Annotated in this window: 15 protein-coding genes; 6 read left to right on the top strand and 9 right to left on the bottom strand. The window is 70.4% G+C overall.

The features are described from left to right. The 5 genes from EPA64_RS16430 to EPA64_RS02875 all read right to left on the bottom strand — a co-directional run. Positions 1 to 231: hypothetical protein (locus tag EPA64_RS16430; RefSeq protein WP_220443696.1), on the bottom strand; the 231-nt coding region annotated here is incomplete at its 3' end. An 89-nt stretch (positions 232 to 320) separates the two neighbouring features. Further along, on the bottom strand, positions 321 to 1,127 hold the full coding sequence (locus tag EPA64_RS02890; RefSeq protein WP_134724707.1) for an iron ABC transporter ATP-binding protein: 807 nt from the start codon (positions 1,125 to 1,127) through the stop codon (positions 321 to 323). Next, complete coding sequence (locus EPA64_RS02885; protein ID WP_134724706.1) at positions 1,124 to 2,083, bottom strand: iron chelate uptake ABC transporter family permease subunit; 960 nt, start codon at positions 2,081 to 2,083, stop codon at positions 1,124 to 1,126. Before EPA64_RS02885 ends, EPA64_RS02890 begins: the two co-directional genes overlap by 4 nt. Further along, a complete protein-coding gene (locus EPA64_RS02880; protein ID WP_134724705.1) occupies positions 2,076 to 3,026 on the bottom strand; it encodes an ABC transporter permease in 951 nt (316 codons plus the stop codon). The genes EPA64_RS02885 and EPA64_RS02880 overlap by 8 nt, the downstream gene beginning before the upstream one ends. Positions 3,027 to 3,038: 12 nt before the next feature. Next, positions 3,039 to 3,938 (bottom strand): siderophore ABC transporter substrate-binding protein, encoded by a 900-nt coding sequence (locus EPA64_RS02875; RefSeq protein WP_134724704.1) that lies wholly within the window; start codon positions 3,936 to 3,938, stop codon positions 3,039 to 3,041. 213 nt (positions 3,939 to 4,151) lie between these two features. On the opposite strand from EPA64_RS02875, the gene EPA64_RS02870 reads away from it, so the two are divergent. Continuing rightward, a complete protein-coding gene (locus EPA64_RS02870; protein WP_134724703.1) occupies positions 4,152 to 6,194 on the top strand; it encodes a TonB-dependent receptor domain-containing protein in 2,043 nt (680 codons plus the stop codon). A 379-nt stretch (positions 6,195 to 6,573) separates the two neighbouring features. Here EPA64_RS02870 and EPA64_RS02865 read toward each other — a convergent pair whose 3' ends face one another. Genes EPA64_RS02865 through EPA64_RS02855 form a run of 3 tightly spaced genes read right to left on the bottom strand, consistent with a single transcriptional unit; the run spans position 6,574 to position 8,474 of the window. Then, positions 6,574 to 7,584: a GGDEF domain-containing protein gene (locus tag EPA64_RS02865; RefSeq protein WP_134724702.1), complete on the bottom strand. Its 1,011-nt coding sequence runs from the start codon at positions 7,582 to 7,584 to the stop codon at positions 6,574 to 6,576. Next, entirely contained in the window at positions 7,581 to 8,150 is a 570-nt protein-coding gene (locus tag EPA64_RS02860; protein WP_134724701.1) for a heme NO-binding domain-containing protein, read from the bottom strand. Before EPA64_RS02860 ends, EPA64_RS02865 begins: the two co-directional genes overlap by 4 nt. Positions 8,151 to 8,198: 48 nt before the next feature. Beyond that, positions 8,199 to 8,474, bottom strand: a complete 276-nt coding sequence (locus EPA64_RS02855; RefSeq protein ID WP_134724700.1) for a DUF3572 family protein — start codon at positions 8,472 to 8,474, stop codon at positions 8,199 to 8,201. 93 nt (positions 8,475 to 8,567) lie between these two features. Here EPA64_RS02855 and EPA64_RS02850 point away from each other — a divergent pair, with 93 nt between their 5' ends. From EPA64_RS02850 to EPA64_RS02830, 5 genes are all read left to right on the top strand, one after another. Next, the gene (locus EPA64_RS02850) at positions 8,568 to 9,977 is read left to right on the top strand and encodes a diguanylate cyclase (protein ID WP_134724699.1); all 1,410 of its coding nucleotides are present in this window, start codon (positions 8,568 to 8,570) and stop codon (positions 9,975 to 9,977) included. Between the two features lie 117 nt (positions 9,978 to 10,094). Further along, positions 10,095 to 10,628, top strand: a complete 534-nt coding sequence (locus EPA64_RS02845; RefSeq protein WP_134724698.1) for a GNAT family N-acetyltransferase — start codon at positions 10,095 to 10,097, stop codon at positions 10,626 to 10,628. A gap of 163 nt (positions 10,629 to 10,791) precedes the next feature. Continuing rightward, positions 10,792 to 11,445 (top strand): TerB family tellurite resistance protein, encoded by a 654-nt coding sequence (locus tag EPA64_RS02840; protein ID WP_425467008.1) that lies wholly within the window; start codon positions 10,792 to 10,794, stop codon positions 11,443 to 11,445. Between the two features lie 48 nt (positions 11,446 to 11,493). After that, positions 11,494 to 12,213 carry a sterol desaturase family protein gene (locus EPA64_RS02835; protein WP_134724696.1) on the top strand — a complete coding sequence of 240 codons (720 nt, stop codon included), beginning with the start codon at positions 11,494 to 11,496 and terminating at the stop codon, positions 12,211 to 12,213. Positions 12,214 to 12,301: 88 nt separating this feature from the next. Continuing rightward, on the top strand, positions 12,302 to 12,796 hold the full coding sequence (locus EPA64_RS02830) for a hypothetical protein (RefSeq protein ID WP_246026575.1): 495 nt from the start codon (positions 12,302 to 12,304) through the stop codon (positions 12,794 to 12,796). Between the two features lie 54 nt (positions 12,797 to 12,850). Here EPA64_RS02830 and EPA64_RS02825 read toward each other — a convergent pair whose 3' ends face one another. After that, entirely contained in the window at positions 12,851 to 14,698 is a 1,848-nt protein-coding gene (locus EPA64_RS02825) for an MFS transporter (protein ID WP_220443695.1), read from the bottom strand. Positions 14,699 to 14,705: the final 7 nt, after the last annotated feature.

Below are 14,705 nucleotides of genomic sequence, written 5' to 3'. Positions count from 1 at the left end.
GCCACGCCTCGCGCCGCCCGGTTGACCGCGTCCCGACCGTCCCGCAACAGGACAACCCGGATTTTTTACCGTTTCTAATCCCGGAACAAATCCCGTAACATTTCGGGCGGATCGTCGAGGCAAGAGCGCAGAAAAATCAAGTAAAAACAGGAACAAAGCCGACATGCCGGCGCGGGTTGCGCGCCCCTTGGCTCCACCAATATTCCACAAGATCAGCGGCTTATCGTCCACCCCAGGGGGCGGCGGCATGTGTCCGTGCGGGCCGGTCCCGCGCTGACGGCGCGCCTTGACGCCCCGCCATCAGCGCCCCCGCCGCCCCCCTAGTGCAGCATCTCGACGCCGCGCTCGCGCTGGTCGATCTGGCTGTGGGAATGGTGGTGCAGCACCAGCGGGCGGCCGTCGTGGCGGCTGACCTCGACCGGGGTTTCGTAAAGGTCGGACAGCAGGGATTCGGTCAGCACGTCGTCGGCCGCGCCCTGCGCCACGATGCGGCCGTTCTTCATGGCGACGACGTGGTCGGCCCAGGCGGCGGCATAGTTCACCTCGTGCACGACGGTGACGACGCTGCGCCCCGTCTCGCGCACCAGCCGGGCAAGGCGGGCCATCAGCGCGCGGGCGTGGGCCACGTCCAGGTTGTTCAGCGGCTCGTCCAGCAGCAGCCAGCCGGTGTCCTGCGCGAAGGTCATCGCCAGATAGGCGCGCTGCGCCTGCCCGCCCGACAGCTCGTCCAGGAACCGGCCGGCCAGCGGCTGCAGGCCAAAGGCGTCCAGCGCGCGCTCGACCGCCGCGCGGTCGGCGGCGCGGGGGCGGCCCTGATGGTGCGGCCAGCGGCCAAAGCCGACCAGCTCGCGCACCCGCAGCCGGCTGGCGACGCTGTTGTGCTGGACCATGATCGCCATCGTGCGCGCCAGCGCGGCGGTGGGCGTGGTCGCGACGTCCTGGCCCTGCACGCGGATCGTGCCGTCCTGCAACGGCTCCAGCCGCGCGATCAGCCGCAGCAGCGTGGACTTGCCCGCGCCGTTCGGGCCGATCAGCGCCGTCAGCTTGCCGTCCGGCAGGCGCAGGCCGATGTCGGACAGGATGCTGGCCGCGCCGATGCGATGTTGAACGCCCTCGATCTCGATCATCGGATTCGCCCCTTGAGCAGCAGGTAGAGAAAGAACAGCCCGCCCGCGAACTCGACCACGACGGACAGGGTGGCGGGCTGGCTGATCGCGCGTTCGAACAGCGTCTGCCCGGCGACCAGGATCAGCGCCCCGATCAGCCCCGCCGTGGGCAGCAGCACCGCATGGCGGTCGGTGGGCGACAGGCCATGCGCCAGCCCCGCGACCAGCAGGCCAAAGAACGCGACCGGCCCGACCAGCGCCGTGGACACCGACACCAGCACGGCCACCAGACCCAGCGCCGCCACCACCATCAGGTCGAACCGCAGCCCCAGCGACACCGCCGCGGTGCGTCCCAGCGCCAGCACGTCCAGCCGCGGCGCCATCAGCAGCGCCGCCGCGATCGCGGCCAGCGCGACGGCGCCGCCCGGCACCAGCAGCGCCGCGTCAAGGCTGCCAAAGCTGGCAAAGCTGACCGACTGGACGACGGCATAGGCGTTGGGGTCCAGCACCCGCGCGACAAAGCCCGCGATGGACCGGAACAGCACCCCCAGGATGACGCCGGTCAGGATCATGCGCGGGATGTCGCGGGCCCCGCGCCCCAGCAGCGTGCCGAACAGCAGCCCGGCCAGCACGATCATGGCGGCGGTTTCGGCCAGGAACTTGACCGACGGGTTCAGCGAGACAAAGCCCGTCGTGCCCAAGCCCGCCACCAGCAGCGTCTGCAGCAGGACATAAAGCGCGTCGAACCCCATGATGGACGGGGTCAGGACGCGGTTGGCCGCGACGGTCTGGAACAGCACGGTGGCCACCGCGACCGCGGCGCCCACGGTGACAAGCCCCGCCAGCTTGGTTGCGCGCAGCGTCAGGATAAAGCCGCGGTTGCCGCCGCCGATGCCCTGGAACATCCAGACCAGCGACGACAGCACCAACAGCGCCGCCAGTGCGCCCACCACGGCAAGGCCGGTCCGCTCACCCATGCGCGGGCCGCCGGTACAGCAGGAACAGGAAGATGACCGCCCCCAGGACGCCCAGGATGGCGCTGACCGGGATCTCGTAAGGGGCGATCAGCACCCGGCCCAGGATGTCGCAGACCAGCAGCAGCCCCGCGCCCCCCGCCGCCACGACGGGCAGCGAACGGCGAAGGTCGTCGCCCATGATCCGCGCGACGATGTTCGGCACGACCAGCCCGACAAAGGGCACCATGCCGACCGTGGTCACGACCATCGCCGACACGACCGCGACGACGACCAGCCCCATCCGCATGACGCCCGCCACCGACAGGCCCAGCCCGGTGGCCACCTGATCGCCCAAGGACAGGATGGCAAAGCGGTCCGCGCCCCGCCAGGCCAGCCCCGCGGCCAGCCCGCCGATCCACAACAGCTCGTAGCGGCCGGCGGTCACGCCCGAGAACTCGCCGCTCATCCAGATCGAAACATACTGCATCATCTCGGCCTGCCACGCGACCCAGGTCACCACCGATCCCACGACGCCCGACAGCACCAGCCCGGCGATGGGGACCAGCATCACCTCGCGCGCGGGCAGCCGGCGGATGACGGCGACGAACAGTGCCGTTCCCGCCATCGCGGCGACGCTGGCGCACAGCATCTTTACCCACAGGGCCGCGCCGGGCGCCCAGATCGTCACCGCCAGCAGCCCCAGCGCCGCGCTTTCGCTGGTCCCCGAGGTGTCGGGGCCGACGAAGCGGTTGCGCACCAGGCTTTGGATCAGGACGCCCGCCACCGCCAGCGCCGCCCCCGACAGCATGACCGCCAGCGTGCGCGGCAGGCGCGACTCCATCACGACAAGCGCCGTCCAGCTGTCGGACGCCGCATCGCGGATCGCGATGTCGGCGGCCCCGACATTGACGCTGATGACCGCAAGGGCCAGCAGCGCCGCCAGCCCCGGCGCGTACCATTTCATCCGGCGACGGCCTTACTGCTTGAGCGCGGTTTCCAGGCTGTCCAGGATCTCGGTCAGCGCGGTATAGCCGCCGGCCGCCAGATAGACGTTGTCGGACGGCAGATAGACGACGTGGCCCTGGGTCCAGGCCTTGGTGCCCTTGACCAGTTCGCTGTCCAGCGTCGCCTGCGCGGATTGCACGTCGGACCCGATCGCGGCGCCCCGGTCGATCACGAACAGCCAGTCGGGGTTGGTCTGGGCGATGAACTCGTGGCTGATCGCGTCGCCGTGGTTGGCCTTGGCGTCCAGTTTTGGCGCGGCGGGGGCCATGCCGGTGATGTCATGGACCCAGCCAAAGCGAGAGCCGGGACCATAGGCCGACATCTTGGTGCCGTTCGTCAGCACCACCAGCGCCGTGCCCTTGCCCTGCCCCGCCGCGGCGACGGCGGCCAGCTTGTCGTCCAGCGCGCGGGCCAGCGCCTCGCCCTCGGCGTCCTTGCCGTAAAGCGTGGCGAAACCCGCCAGCCGCGCCTTGGTGTCGGCGATCAGTTGGGCACCGTCCACGGTCATGTCGATGGTCGGCGCGACTTGCGCCACGGCATCCCTTTTCGTCGCCGTGCGGTTGGCCACGACGATCAGGTCGGGACCGGCGCCCGCCAGCGCCTCGAGGTTCGGCTCGCTCACGGTGCCGACCTTGGCGGCGTCCGGGGCGGCGTCCTGCAGGTGGTCCAGAAACAGCTTTTCCGGCACCGCGGCGGGGGTGACGCCCAGCGCCTTCAGCGTGTCGATCGCGCCGACGTCCAGCACCGCGATCCGGGCCGGGGCGGCCGGGACCGTCGAGTCGCCCAGCGCGGTCGGGATGGTGACATCGGCCGCCAGGACCGGCAGGGCATGGGTGGCCGTCATGGCCAGGGCAAGAGCCAGCGAACGCATAAGGGTAATCCTTTTCAAGGGCGCAAAGCCGAAGTCGGGACGGTGTTACCGCCGCGCCTTGCCGCTGTCCACAATCTTGATGAAATAACTTTGGTATTGCTTGACCCCGGCTTCGCCATCCGCCTAGAGGGCGGTGCCGATCCTCCAGCCAACCGGTTTCGCAGCCAGGGGTCCACGCGGCGACCCGTTCTGCACCAACCGGAGATACGCAAGATGCCCCGTCCCGCCCTGCGCCGCGCCTCGGCGCACGCCGCCCTTTTGTCCTGCACCGCCCTGGCATTTCCCGCGACCGGCCAGGAACTGTCCGAGGCCGTCGTCCTGGACGAGGTCGTCATCACCGCTGCCGGGTTCGAACAGGCGGTCGCCGACGCGCCCGCCAGCGTCACCGTCATCGACAGCGAGGAACTGGCCCGGCGCAACGTGACCAGCCTGTCGGATGCGCTGCGCGGCGTGCAGGGCGTCGTGACGACGGGGATCGCGGCGGAACAGGACATCTCGATCCGCGGGCTGCCGGGGCAATATACGCTGATCCTGGTGGACGGTAAGCGGCAGGGCACGCGCGAAAGCCGCCCGAACGGATCGTCGGGGTATGAACAAAGCTTCATCCCCCCCGCCGCCGCCATCGAGCGGATCGAAATCGTGCGCGGCCCGATGTCGTCGCTGTACGGGTCCGACGCGATGGGGGGCGTCGTCAACATCATCACCAAAAAGGTCGCCGACCGCTGGGGCGGCTCGGTCACGGCCGAGACGACGCTGCCCCAGCACGACCGCGACGGTTCGGCGACGCAGGGTTCGTTCTATCTGTCGGGACCGGTCGCGGCGGACCAGCTGGGCCTGCAGGTCTGGGGCCGGGTGCTGGAGCGCGATGAAAGCGAGGTTCTGGACGGTCTGCAGGGCGCCGAGGAGTTCGACCTGACCGGCCGCCTGACCTGGGCGCCGACCGACAACCAGGAAATGATGCTGGACTACGGCACCTCGCGCCTGCAGCGTTTCCTGACGCCGGGGCGGACGGTCGCCGCGGACGGCGAGCGCGACCGCCAGGACAACGACCGCGACCACTGGTCGCTGACCCATGTCGGCCGCTGGCAGGACGCGACGACCGAACTGTCCTTCAGCCGCGAAACGGGCCAGCGCACCGGCTGGTCGCTGGACGACGACGACGTGCTGGTCCGCGACCTGCGCGCGCCCGAGATCGAAAACAGCATCCTTGACGCCAAGGTCACGGCGCCCCTGACGCTGGGCGGCCAGTCGCACATGCTGGTCGGCGGGCTGGTCTGGCAGCGGGCCGAACTGCGCGACCAGAACCCCGGTCTGGGCACCGACGAGGTGATGACCTTCTCGGCCGACCAGTGGGCCGTCTATGCCGAGGACCAGTGGGAGCTGCGCGACGATCTGTCGCTGACGCTGGGCGCGCGCTGGACCGACCACGAATATTTCGGCGGCGAGCTGACGCCCCGCGCCTATGCGGTGTGGAAGCCCCGCGACGGCCTGACGATCAAGGGCGGGGTCTCGACCGGCTATCGCACGCCCGACCTGCGCCAGATCGTGCCGGGCTATTACTATACCACCCAGCGCGGCGCGGGCGTGATCGTGTCGAACCCCGACCTGAAGCCGGAAAACAGCACCAGCTATGAGCTGGGGGCGGTGTGGGAACGCGACGGCACGCAGTTCAGCGCGACCGCCTTCCAGACCGATTTCGAGAACAAGATCGAAAGCTACAACACCGGCGAAACGATCGTGGTCGGCGGCAACACCTTCAACCGCTGGGAACAGATCAACGTGCAGGACGCCCGGCTGCGCGGGATCGAGCTGACCGCCGACACCGAACTGCGCCCCGACCTGACGCTGCGCGCCAGCTATACCTATACCGATTCCGAACAGCTGTCGGGCATCTATGAGGGCCTGCCGCTGACCCGCACGCCCAAGCACATGGCCAGCCTGCAACTGGACTGGGACACGCCGGTCCAGGGGCTGTCGGCCTGGGGCGCGGTGAACCATCACGGGGAAGAGGTGAACGCGGGCGCCCGCATCGGCACCAACGGCACGCCCTATGCCTATGACGAGGACGGCGATCCGATCGCGTTCCTGTATGACGCCTATACGACCGTCGATGTCGGCGCGAACTATCAGTTCAACGACCAGCTGACGCTGAACGGCGCGGTCTACAACCTGCTGGACGAGGACGTGACGGCGGCCGAGAACAACACCTATCAGGAAGGCCGCCGGCTGTGGCTGGGAATGACCTCGACGTTCTGATCGGGACGGCAGCCGGCGGGGTCAGGCGCCGCTGGCCGGCCGGGTGACAGAGGGGGGCGGCACCGGCGGCCGCCCCCGTCTATTGCGGGCGGGCGTTCACGGACGCCAGCAGGTTATACGCGGGCGTTTGCCAGCGGCCGCTCCGGCGATCCGCGCTGGCGTTCACGGACGGCCGCCCCTGTCGGTTCCGCTGGGGCGCTTGCGGACGGCCGCCCCCTCGGTTCCGCTGGGGCGCTCGCGGACGACCGGCCTTGTCAGTTCCGCTGGGGCGCTTGCGGACGGCCGCCCCGTCGATCCCGCCCGGGCGTTCGCGGACGGCCGTCCCGTGACGATTGCTGGCGGGCGACAGCCGCCCAAGACCCGACGACGGCACCCACCGTCACGCCGCGCCCTTGCGGGACGTCGCATCCGCCAGAACCACGGCGCCGCGCCCCCCCGCCTTGGCCGCATACAGCGCGGCGTCGGCATCGCGCTGCATGCGCTGCGCATCCAGCGTGTCATACCAGGTCGAGACCACCGCCCCGATGCTGGCCGAGATGCGGCAGTCCGCCTCCGCGACCCGCACCGGCTCCTCGACCCGCTCGATGATGCGACGCGCCAGCTTCAGCAGCTTGTCCGCGTCGGTCAGGCCGGGCAGCAACAGCACGAACTCGTCCCCACCCATCCGCGCCACGCTGTCGCACAGCCGGGTTTCGGCCGAAAGCCGGGCCGCCACCGCCCGCAGCACGGCATCGCCCGCCGCATGGCCGTGGGTGTCGTTGACCGCCTTGAACAGGTCCAGGTCGATGTGCAGCAGCGCAAAACCCGGACCGCCCGCCGCGCCGGCGCCCAGCAGGGCCGCTTCGACCGCGATGGTCAGTCCGCGCCGGTTGAACACGCCGGTCAGCGGATCGGTCAGCGCCTGCGCCTCGGCGGCCATGCGCGCCTCTTCCAGCCGCAGGTTGAACCGCGACAGCTCTGCCATCATCGCCGCGTTGGCCTGGCTGAGGAACAACAGCTCCATCGCCAGTTCGGCCGGGGCGAAATCCTGGTCGGTCAGCGCAAACTGCCGCACGCCGTCGCCAAGGCCGATGCCGAAACCCAGGTTGATCAGCGCCCCCTCGCCCGGCGCGCCGGTCGCGAACGGCAGCGCCGCGCCGCGCCCGCGCAGGACCACCTGCGGCGCCGACCTGAGGCGAAGAAACAGCCGGTCCGCCGTGCCGGTCGCGTCCCAGGACAGATCGGCCCCCGCGCCGCCGATCACCTCGAACGCGGTGCCGAAATCGGCCGCGTCCCCGATCAGCTTGCGCAGCGTCGGACCGGCGGACCTGATCGCGCCCACCCGGTCCAGCCACAGATGCATCGGCATCAGCCGGCACAGCATGGCGACGACGTCGGCGGCCGCGATCATGCCGCGCCGACCGCCGGATCGCTGATCGAGAACGGCCGCCCCTGCGTATAGCCGGCAAGCGGCACCGACAGCCGCAGCCCGTCGCCGTCCAGGGCCAGCACGGCCAGCACGCCATAATCGTCGGCCATCGCCTGCAGCATGCCCGCCAGCGCGTGCAGCCACAGCGGGTCGCTGCCGTCGGTGCGGATGCGATAGGCCTCGCCGTCGGTTTCCACCTGCACGGGCGGCAGGATCAGCCCCGGCACGACCATCCGCGCCCGGCCGGGCAGTTCGGCCAGGGACAGGACGAATGTGCTGAAATCGCTGCCCGCAAAGCGCAGCAGCCGCCGCAAGCCGGACTGCGCGGCCAGCCACGCCCCCAGATCCTCGGCCACATCGACCGCCGACTTGCCCATCGGCGCGCCCGCCCCGGCCAGCAGCGCGCGGGTCAGGTCGTCGGGATAATCCTGCAGCAGCCGAAAGCCGTGCGCGTCGATGCCCGCGGCCGCGGCGACCGCCTGCCATGCCGCCTCGCCATAGGCGTCGCGGACGAAATCCTCGATCGCGCGGTTGATCATGCCATGCATGGACGTCCCCCTTTGCGCAGGGCCTAGCACCCACGGGTTAAGATTCGGTTAGGGCCGGACGATCCCCGCCTCGACCGCGGCGCGCAGACGGGCGACGGCATCGGGCGCGACGCCCGCCTCGGCTGCGAAATCAAGCAGGCGCCGGTCGTCGGCGGCGATGAAATCCAGCATCGCGCCGACGAAGCCCGGCTGACCGGCAGTGTCGCGCAGATCGGCGGGCGAAAGCCCCGTCTCGGCGCAAAGCTGGCCCAGCAAATCCGGGTCCTGGGCCAGATGCAGCAGGACGGCGTGGGCGATCTCGGTCGCGCGGGTCCAGTCGGTCATGGGAATCTTTCGTCGAAATCTGCGGTGGAAAGGAATTGTTAACGATTCCGCGTCATGGTGACACAGCACGGGATCGAAGCGAACAGGTGTCGGATGTCGGGACAAATCCTCGTGGTCGATCGCGCCACCACCAGCCGCATCACCCTGAAGGTGCGGCTGAGCGCGGCGTGCTATGACACGCTGACCGCGCGGTCGGGGGCCGAGGCGCTGGCCTGCCTGGCGCGCACCAGCCCCGACCTTGTGGTCTTGGGGGGCGAGCCTGCGGACATGACCGCGGTGGCGCTGTGCCGGATGATGGTGGCGGCCGCCGACAGCCGGATGCCCGTCGTGATGCTGGCGCCGGCGGCGCAGCGGGTGGCCGCCCTGCGTGCAGGGGCGTCCGCGGTGCTGGACCCGCAGTCCGACGATCTGACGCTGCTGGCGCGGGTCCGCGGCCTGCTGCGCGACAGCCTGTCCGAGCCGCGTGACCTGGCGCCGGCCCCCGGCATGGCCGAGGCGCAGGCGGCGTTCGTGGCGGCGCCGCGACCCTGGACACAGCCGGCGCAGGTCATGCTGATCGCCGACCAGCCCGCGACGGCGCGATCCTGGCGGCAGGCGCTGGCGCCGCGGCTGGACGCGCAGCTGACGCTGGGCGAGGCGGACCGCGCGCTGGCCGACGCCGCACTGGGCAACGTGCCCGACATCTATCTGATCGCCGCCGACATCGCGCAGCCGGGCGACGGGCTGCGGCTGCTGTCGGAATTGCGCTCGCGGCCCGTCTCGTGCAACGCGGGCTTTGCGGTGATGCTGCGGCCCGGCCGTGCCGACATGACGACGGTCGCGCTGGACTTGGGCGCGGGCGAGGTGCTGTCCAGCCTGCTGGGGCTGCCGGGCGCGCCTGTGGCGCTGGCGGACGAGGCCGCGCTGAGCATCACCGCGCTGCTTGGCCGCAAGCGGCTGACCGACGCCCGCCGCGCCGCCGCCGACACCGAACGCGCGCTGGCGCGCATCGACGCGCTGACCGGCCTGCCCAACCGCCGCTTTGCCTTGCCCCGCCTGGACGCGCTGTGCCGCGCGGTCGCGCCCGGCGGCGGCGTCGCGGTCGCGCTGATGGACATCGACCGCTTCAAGACGGTGAACGACCGCCACGGCCATGCGGCAGGCGACGCGGTGCTGGCCGCGGTCGCCGAACGGCTGCGGGCCGAGCTGCCGGCGCCCGGCTTCGTCGCCCGCATGGGCGGAGAGGAGTTCCTGGCCGTCATCCCCGGCGCCGACACCGACACCGCGGCGGAACTGGCGCAGCGGATGCGCCGCGCGGTGGGCCAGCAGGCCATGCCGCTGCCCGCCCTGACCGGGGGCGGATCGCTGCGGATCACGCTGTCGGCCGGGGTCGCCAGCACCGTGGGCAAGGCGGTTTCGACTGACGCGGCCGAACTGCTGGAACGGGCCGACAAGGCGCTGCGCCGCGCCAAGGACGGCGGCCGCGACCGGCTGATCGTCGCGCATTACGATGCCGCGGCCTGACGCCGCCGTCTGGCCGGTTCGCCGCAACACCGGCTGCGCGCGGCGGCAGACGCAAGACGATCCCCCGCCTGTCGCGGAAACCTTGCATGGCCCCCGCGCATCCGTGATGAAGGGGCCATGTCACCATCGGACGATCTGACTGGCGATGCAGCGGCCCTGCCCCGCATCCGCACTGCGACCACGGACGACGCGGCGGCCATCGCCGCGATCTGGAACCCGATCATCCGCGACACGGCCATCACCTTCTGGCCTGCCGAGCGTCCGGCCGCCGAGATCGCCGCGATGATCGCCGCGCGGCAGCGCGACGGGCACGCCTTCCTGGTGGCCGAGGCGGACTGGCGGCTGCTGGCCTTTGGCACCTATGCGCAGTTCAGGTCCGGCGCAGGCTATGCCCGCAGCCTGGAACATTCGATCCACGCCGCGCCCGGCGCGCGCGGGCGGGGTGTGGGCCGTGCGCTGCTGACCGCGCTGGAACAGCACGCCCGGGACGCGGGCGGGCGCATCATGATCGGCGCGATCACCGCCTCGAACGCGGGATCAATCGCGTTTCACGACCGCATGGGCTATGGCGTGTGGGGGCGCATCCCCCGCGCGGGATGGAAGTTCGGGCAGTTTCACGATCTGGTGCTGATGGGCAAGGATCTGGGCTGACGGGCGATCCACGCGGCCCTCGTCCCTTTCTCGTGGCGGCGGTCCCGGCTAGACTGGGCGCATGGATGATCTGGCCCCCACCGCCGGCGATCCGCGCGCGGCCGGGACGGCGCCAGCGCGCGATGCCCCGCACCTGCCCCCGCCGCGGGGTTTCTGGCAACGCATGGGCGACCGGCTGGCGGCGCTGGTGGGGCGGCCGCGCGCCGCCGTGCCGCCGGAACGATCCGTCGCCTTCACCATCGCGATCATCGCGCTGGGGGCCAAGCTGGCCAAGGCCGACGGCCGGGTCGCGCGCGAAGAGGTCGCGGCCTTTCGCCGCATCTTCAAGATCCCCCGGACCGAGGAACGCCACGCCGCCCATGTGTTCGACCTTGCCCGCAAGGACGTCGCGGGGTTCGACATCTGGGCGCGCCGGATCGCGGCGCTGTTTCCGCCCGGCGACCCGGTGCTGGTCGATGTGGTCGAGGGGTTGCACATCATCGCCGCCGCCGATCACGCGCTGCACCAGGCGGAACGGCTGTTCATCGACGAGGTCGCGCGCATCTTCGGCGTGCCCCCCGCCACGGTCGCGGCCATTGCCGCGCGCCACGACCGCGACAACCCGTGCCCGCCGTGCGAGGTTCTGGGCATCGGCCCCGGCACCCCCCTGGCGCAGGCGCGCGCGCGCTGGCGCGAGCTGGTGCGCGAGAACCATCCCGACCGCGCCCAGGCCCACGGCCTGCCGCCCGAGGCGGTCCGCCTGGCCGAGGCGCGCACCCGCGCCATCAACGCCGCCTGGCAGACCTATCGCGCCCAGTTCCTGGGCGGGGCGCCCTGACGCCACGGCGGAATTGACAGGCGCGCGGCACGGGCCTTTGCTGGCGGCATGAGCCGTATCCGCCTGATGCTGTCGCATCCCGCCATCGCAATCTTTGTCCTGGCCTTTGCCGCGGGGCTGGCGGTCACGCTGACCGGACCCGCCCGGCTGTGGGCGCTGGTGCCGCTGGGCGTCCTGCTGCAGATGGTGAACGAATACCTGATGCACCGCTTCCTGTTCCACCTGCGCCCGCCGCGGGCGCAATGGGCGTTCGACCTGCTTTATCGCGCCCATTACGGGCACCACGACTTTCCGTCCTGCGCGTCGCTGTTCTTCGTCCCAGGTTTCGTCGCGCTGCCGATGCTGGCGCTGCATGCGCTGGCCGCGGCCGCCCTGGGCGAATGGCTTTTCCCCGGCATGGGATGGCGGATCGCGGCGGCGGTGACGCTGACCGGCGGGGTCGGCACGTTCCTTGTCTATGAATGGTTCCACATGACCGCCCATCTGCCGGTGCGGCGCACGGCCGTCGAACGGCATGTGGCGACGCTGCACAACCAGCATCATTTCCGCGATTTCTCGCGCTGGTTCCACGTCTCGCCGGGCGGCGAGGTCATCGACCGGCTGCTGGGCACGGCGATTTCGCGCGACGACCTGCGGGCGCAGTCGCGGGCCGAGTTCATCCGCACGCTGGGGCTGCGCCCGGACGATCCGCGGCTGCTGTCGGCGCGGGCGCGGATCGCACGCGCCCACGGCGTCGCCCCGGCCGATATCGCGCGCGCCGCCGGCTGACCGGCCGGGGGAACGCCGCAGCGGTCCGGCGTGTTGACATGCGTCACAGCGGGCCCCGGCCCGCTGGCCCATGTGCAAAGGCGCCGCGATGACCACGCTTCATTCCATTCTGGCACGGCTGGCGGTCGGTGCGCTGTCGCTGTCGGCGTTGCCCTCGGCGGCCCCGGCCCAGACCGCGCCGTTCCAGATGCCAAAGGCCGACGACCCGCCGGCCGCAACCGCGCCCCTCACGGACCCCGACACGGACCCGGACGCTGAAAGCGGCATCCCGCGCGGGCTTGAGGGTATCCTGCAGGATCTGCTGGGCCGCGCGCAGCCGCATCTTGAAGGGTTGGCGAACGAGCTGCAGGGCGCGGTGTCGGACTATGGTCCCGCCTTCCAGCAGCTGACCGGGCTGATGGACGACATCGCCAATTACCAGCCGCCGCAGCGCCTGCCGAACGGCGACATCCTGATCCGCCGCAAGGCCGATGCGCCGCCCCCGCCGCCGCTGGACGAACTGAACGCGCTGGTCCCGGACCGCAACCCCGCGCCAGCGCCGACGCTGCCGCCGCTTTCCGGCGGTCAGCAGACCGAGCTTTGACGCAATGAAAAAGGCCGGGGGAAACCCCGGCCCATTCCGTCGCATGGCGATCCTTCAGCGGACCGAACGGTAATCCGGCGCGTCGGGATAGCCGGTGCGATGCACGTCATGCGACGGATCGTCGGCGAACAGGCTGCGCTTGTGGCCGTTGTTGGGCACAAGCAGCAGCCCGATGACGACCGTCGCGCCGGCAACGATGATCGCATACCACAGGCCGGCATAGATGTTGCCGCTTTGCGCGCTGATCGCGAAGGCGGTCGCGGGCAGCAGGCCACCGAACCAGCCGTTGCCGATGTGATAGGGCAGCGACATCCCCGAATAGCGGATGCGGGTCGGGAACAGTTCGACCAGCGCCGCCGCCATCGGGCCATAGACCATCGTCACCAGCACGATGAGATAGGTCATCAGCACGACCAGCTTCAGCGCCTGCCCGTTGAAGATGTCAAAGAAGTGGTCCGCCTTGACGACCGTGGTGTTGTCCGCCGCGACCAGCGGATAGCCCGCCGCCGACAGCGCCCCGTTCAGCGCCGTGTCAAAGCCGGCCTTGGCCGCCTTCAGCTCGTCGCCCGCCAGCGTGCCCTCGTAGGACGGCACCACCGTGTCGCCGACCTGGATCGACGCCTGCGTGCCGGGCGCCGCATCCACGGTTTCATAATTGACCGAGGATTTGGCCAGCGACGCCTTGGCGATGTCGCAGGACGAGGTGAACTTGGCCGTGCCGGTCGGGTTGAACTGGAACGAGCAGGTGTCCGGGTCGGCGGTGACGACCACGGGCGTGTTCGTCTGCGCCGCGTGCAGCGCCGGGTTCGCCGTCGCGGTGATCGCCTTGAACACCGGGAAGAAGGTCAGCACCGCCAGCGCGCAGCCCGCCAGGATGATCGGCTTGCGCCCCACCCGGTCCGACAGCGAGCCGAAGAACACGAAGCCCGCCGTGCCCAGGATCAGCGACCACGCCACCAGCACGTTCGAGGTGAAGGTGTCCACCTTGACGACGTTGTTGATGAAGAACAGCGCGTAGAACTGGCCCGAATACCAGACCACCGCCTGCCCCGCGACCAGGCCGAACAGCGCGATCAGCGCGATCTTGGCGTTTTTCCACTGGCCGAAAGCTTCGCGCAGCGGCGCCTTGGACAGCGCGCCCTCGTCCTTCATGTGCTTGAAGGCCGGGCTTTCTTCCATCTGCAGCCGGATATACAGCGAGATCATCAGCAGGAAGATCGACCCCAGGAACGGGATCCGCCAGCCCCACGCCTTGAACGGCTCAAGCATGACCTGCGCGCCGTTCGCGTCCAGCAGCGGCGTTCCGTCCAGGTTGACCTGCGGGACGGCGGCATAGTTGCCGTTCACATAGGATTGCACGATCAGGATGACGATCAGCGACAGCAGCAGGCCCAGCGTCGCGGTCGTCTGGATCCAGGCGGTGTAATAGCCGCGGCGGTTGATCGGCGCGTGTTCCGCGACATAGGTCGCGGCCCCGCCGTATTCGCCGCCCAGCGCCAGGCCCTGCAGCATGCGCAGGATGATCAGGATGACCGGCGCGGCCACGCCCCAGCTGGCATAGCCGGGCAGCAGGCCGACGATGAAGGTGGACAGGCCCATGATGACGATGGTCATCAGGAAGGTGTATTTCCGCCCGACCAGGTCGCCCAGCGAACCGAACACCAGCGCGCCGAAGGGGCGCACGATAAAGCCGGCCGCAAAGGCCAGCAGCGCAAAGACGTTGCGCGTCGCCTCGGGGAACGCGGTGAAGAACTGCGCCCCGATGATCGCCGCCAGCGACCCATACAGGTAAAAGTCGTACCATTCGAAGACGGTGCCCAGCGAAGAGGCGAGGATCACCTTCTTCTCTTCGCCGGTCATCGGCCGCGAACGGTCAACCGTCCAGGTTTCAGTTTGTGCCATGGATCCC

Origin of the sequence: Paracoccus luteus (assembly GCF_004522155.1) — a bacterium.
GTDB classification, from domain to species: Bacteria; Pseudomonadota; Alphaproteobacteria; order Rhodobacterales; family Rhodobacteraceae; genus Paracoccus; species Paracoccus luteus.
The sequence above is the reverse complement of the archived record's forward strand: the minus strand, read 5'-3'. Positions and strand labels throughout refer to the sequence as shown.

Coding starts and splice junctions, on each gene's coding strand:
- EPA64_RS02825 (WP_220443695.1), bottom strand. CDS start 14,698: ATGGCACAAACTGAAACCTGGACGGTTGACCGTTCGCGGCCGATGACC.
- EPA64_RS02865 (WP_134724702.1), bottom strand. CDS start 7,584: ATGATCGCGGCCGCCGACGTCGTCGCCATGCTGTGCCGGCTGATGCCG.
- EPA64_RS02840 (WP_425467008.1), top strand. CDS start 10,792: ATGGGCGACCGGCTGGCGGCGCTGGTGGGGCGGCCGCGCGCCGCCGTG.
- EPA64_RS02850 (WP_134724699.1), top strand. CDS start 8,568: ATGTCGGGACAAATCCTCGTGGTCGATCGCGCCACCACCAGCCGCATC.
- EPA64_RS02870 (WP_134724703.1), top strand. CDS start 4,152: ATGCCCCGTCCCGCCCTGCGCCGCGCCTCGGCGCACGCCGCCCTTTTG.
- EPA64_RS02855 (WP_134724700.1), bottom strand. CDS start 8,474: ATGACCGACTGGACCCGCGCGACCGAGATCGCCCACGCCGTCCTGCTG.
- EPA64_RS02880 (WP_134724705.1), bottom strand. CDS start 3,026: ATGAAATGGTACGCGCCGGGGCTGGCGGCGCTGCTGGCCCTTGCGGTC.
- EPA64_RS02875 (WP_134724704.1), bottom strand. CDS start 3,938: ATGCGTTCGCTGGCTCTTGCCCTGGCCATGACGGCCACCCATGCCCTG.
- EPA64_RS02860 (WP_134724701.1), bottom strand. CDS start 8,150: ATGCATGGCATGATCAACCGCGCGATCGAGGATTTCGTCCGCGACGCC.
- EPA64_RS02890 (WP_134724707.1), bottom strand. CDS start 1,127: ATGATCGAGATCGAGGGCGTTCAACATCGCATCGGCGCGGCCAGCATC.
- EPA64_RS02835 (WP_134724696.1), top strand. CDS start 11,494: ATGAGCCGTATCCGCCTGATGCTGTCGCATCCCGCCATCGCAATCTTT.
- EPA64_RS02885 (WP_134724706.1), bottom strand. CDS start 2,083: ATGGGTGAGCGGACCGGCCTTGCCGTGGTGGGCGCACTGGCGGCGCTG.
- EPA64_RS02845 (WP_134724698.1), top strand. CDS start 10,095: ATGTCACCATCGGACGATCTGACTGGCGATGCAGCGGCCCTGCCCCGC.
- EPA64_RS02830 (WP_246026575.1), top strand. CDS start 12,302: ATGACCACGCTTCATTCCATTCTGGCACGGCTGGCGGTCGGTGCGCTG.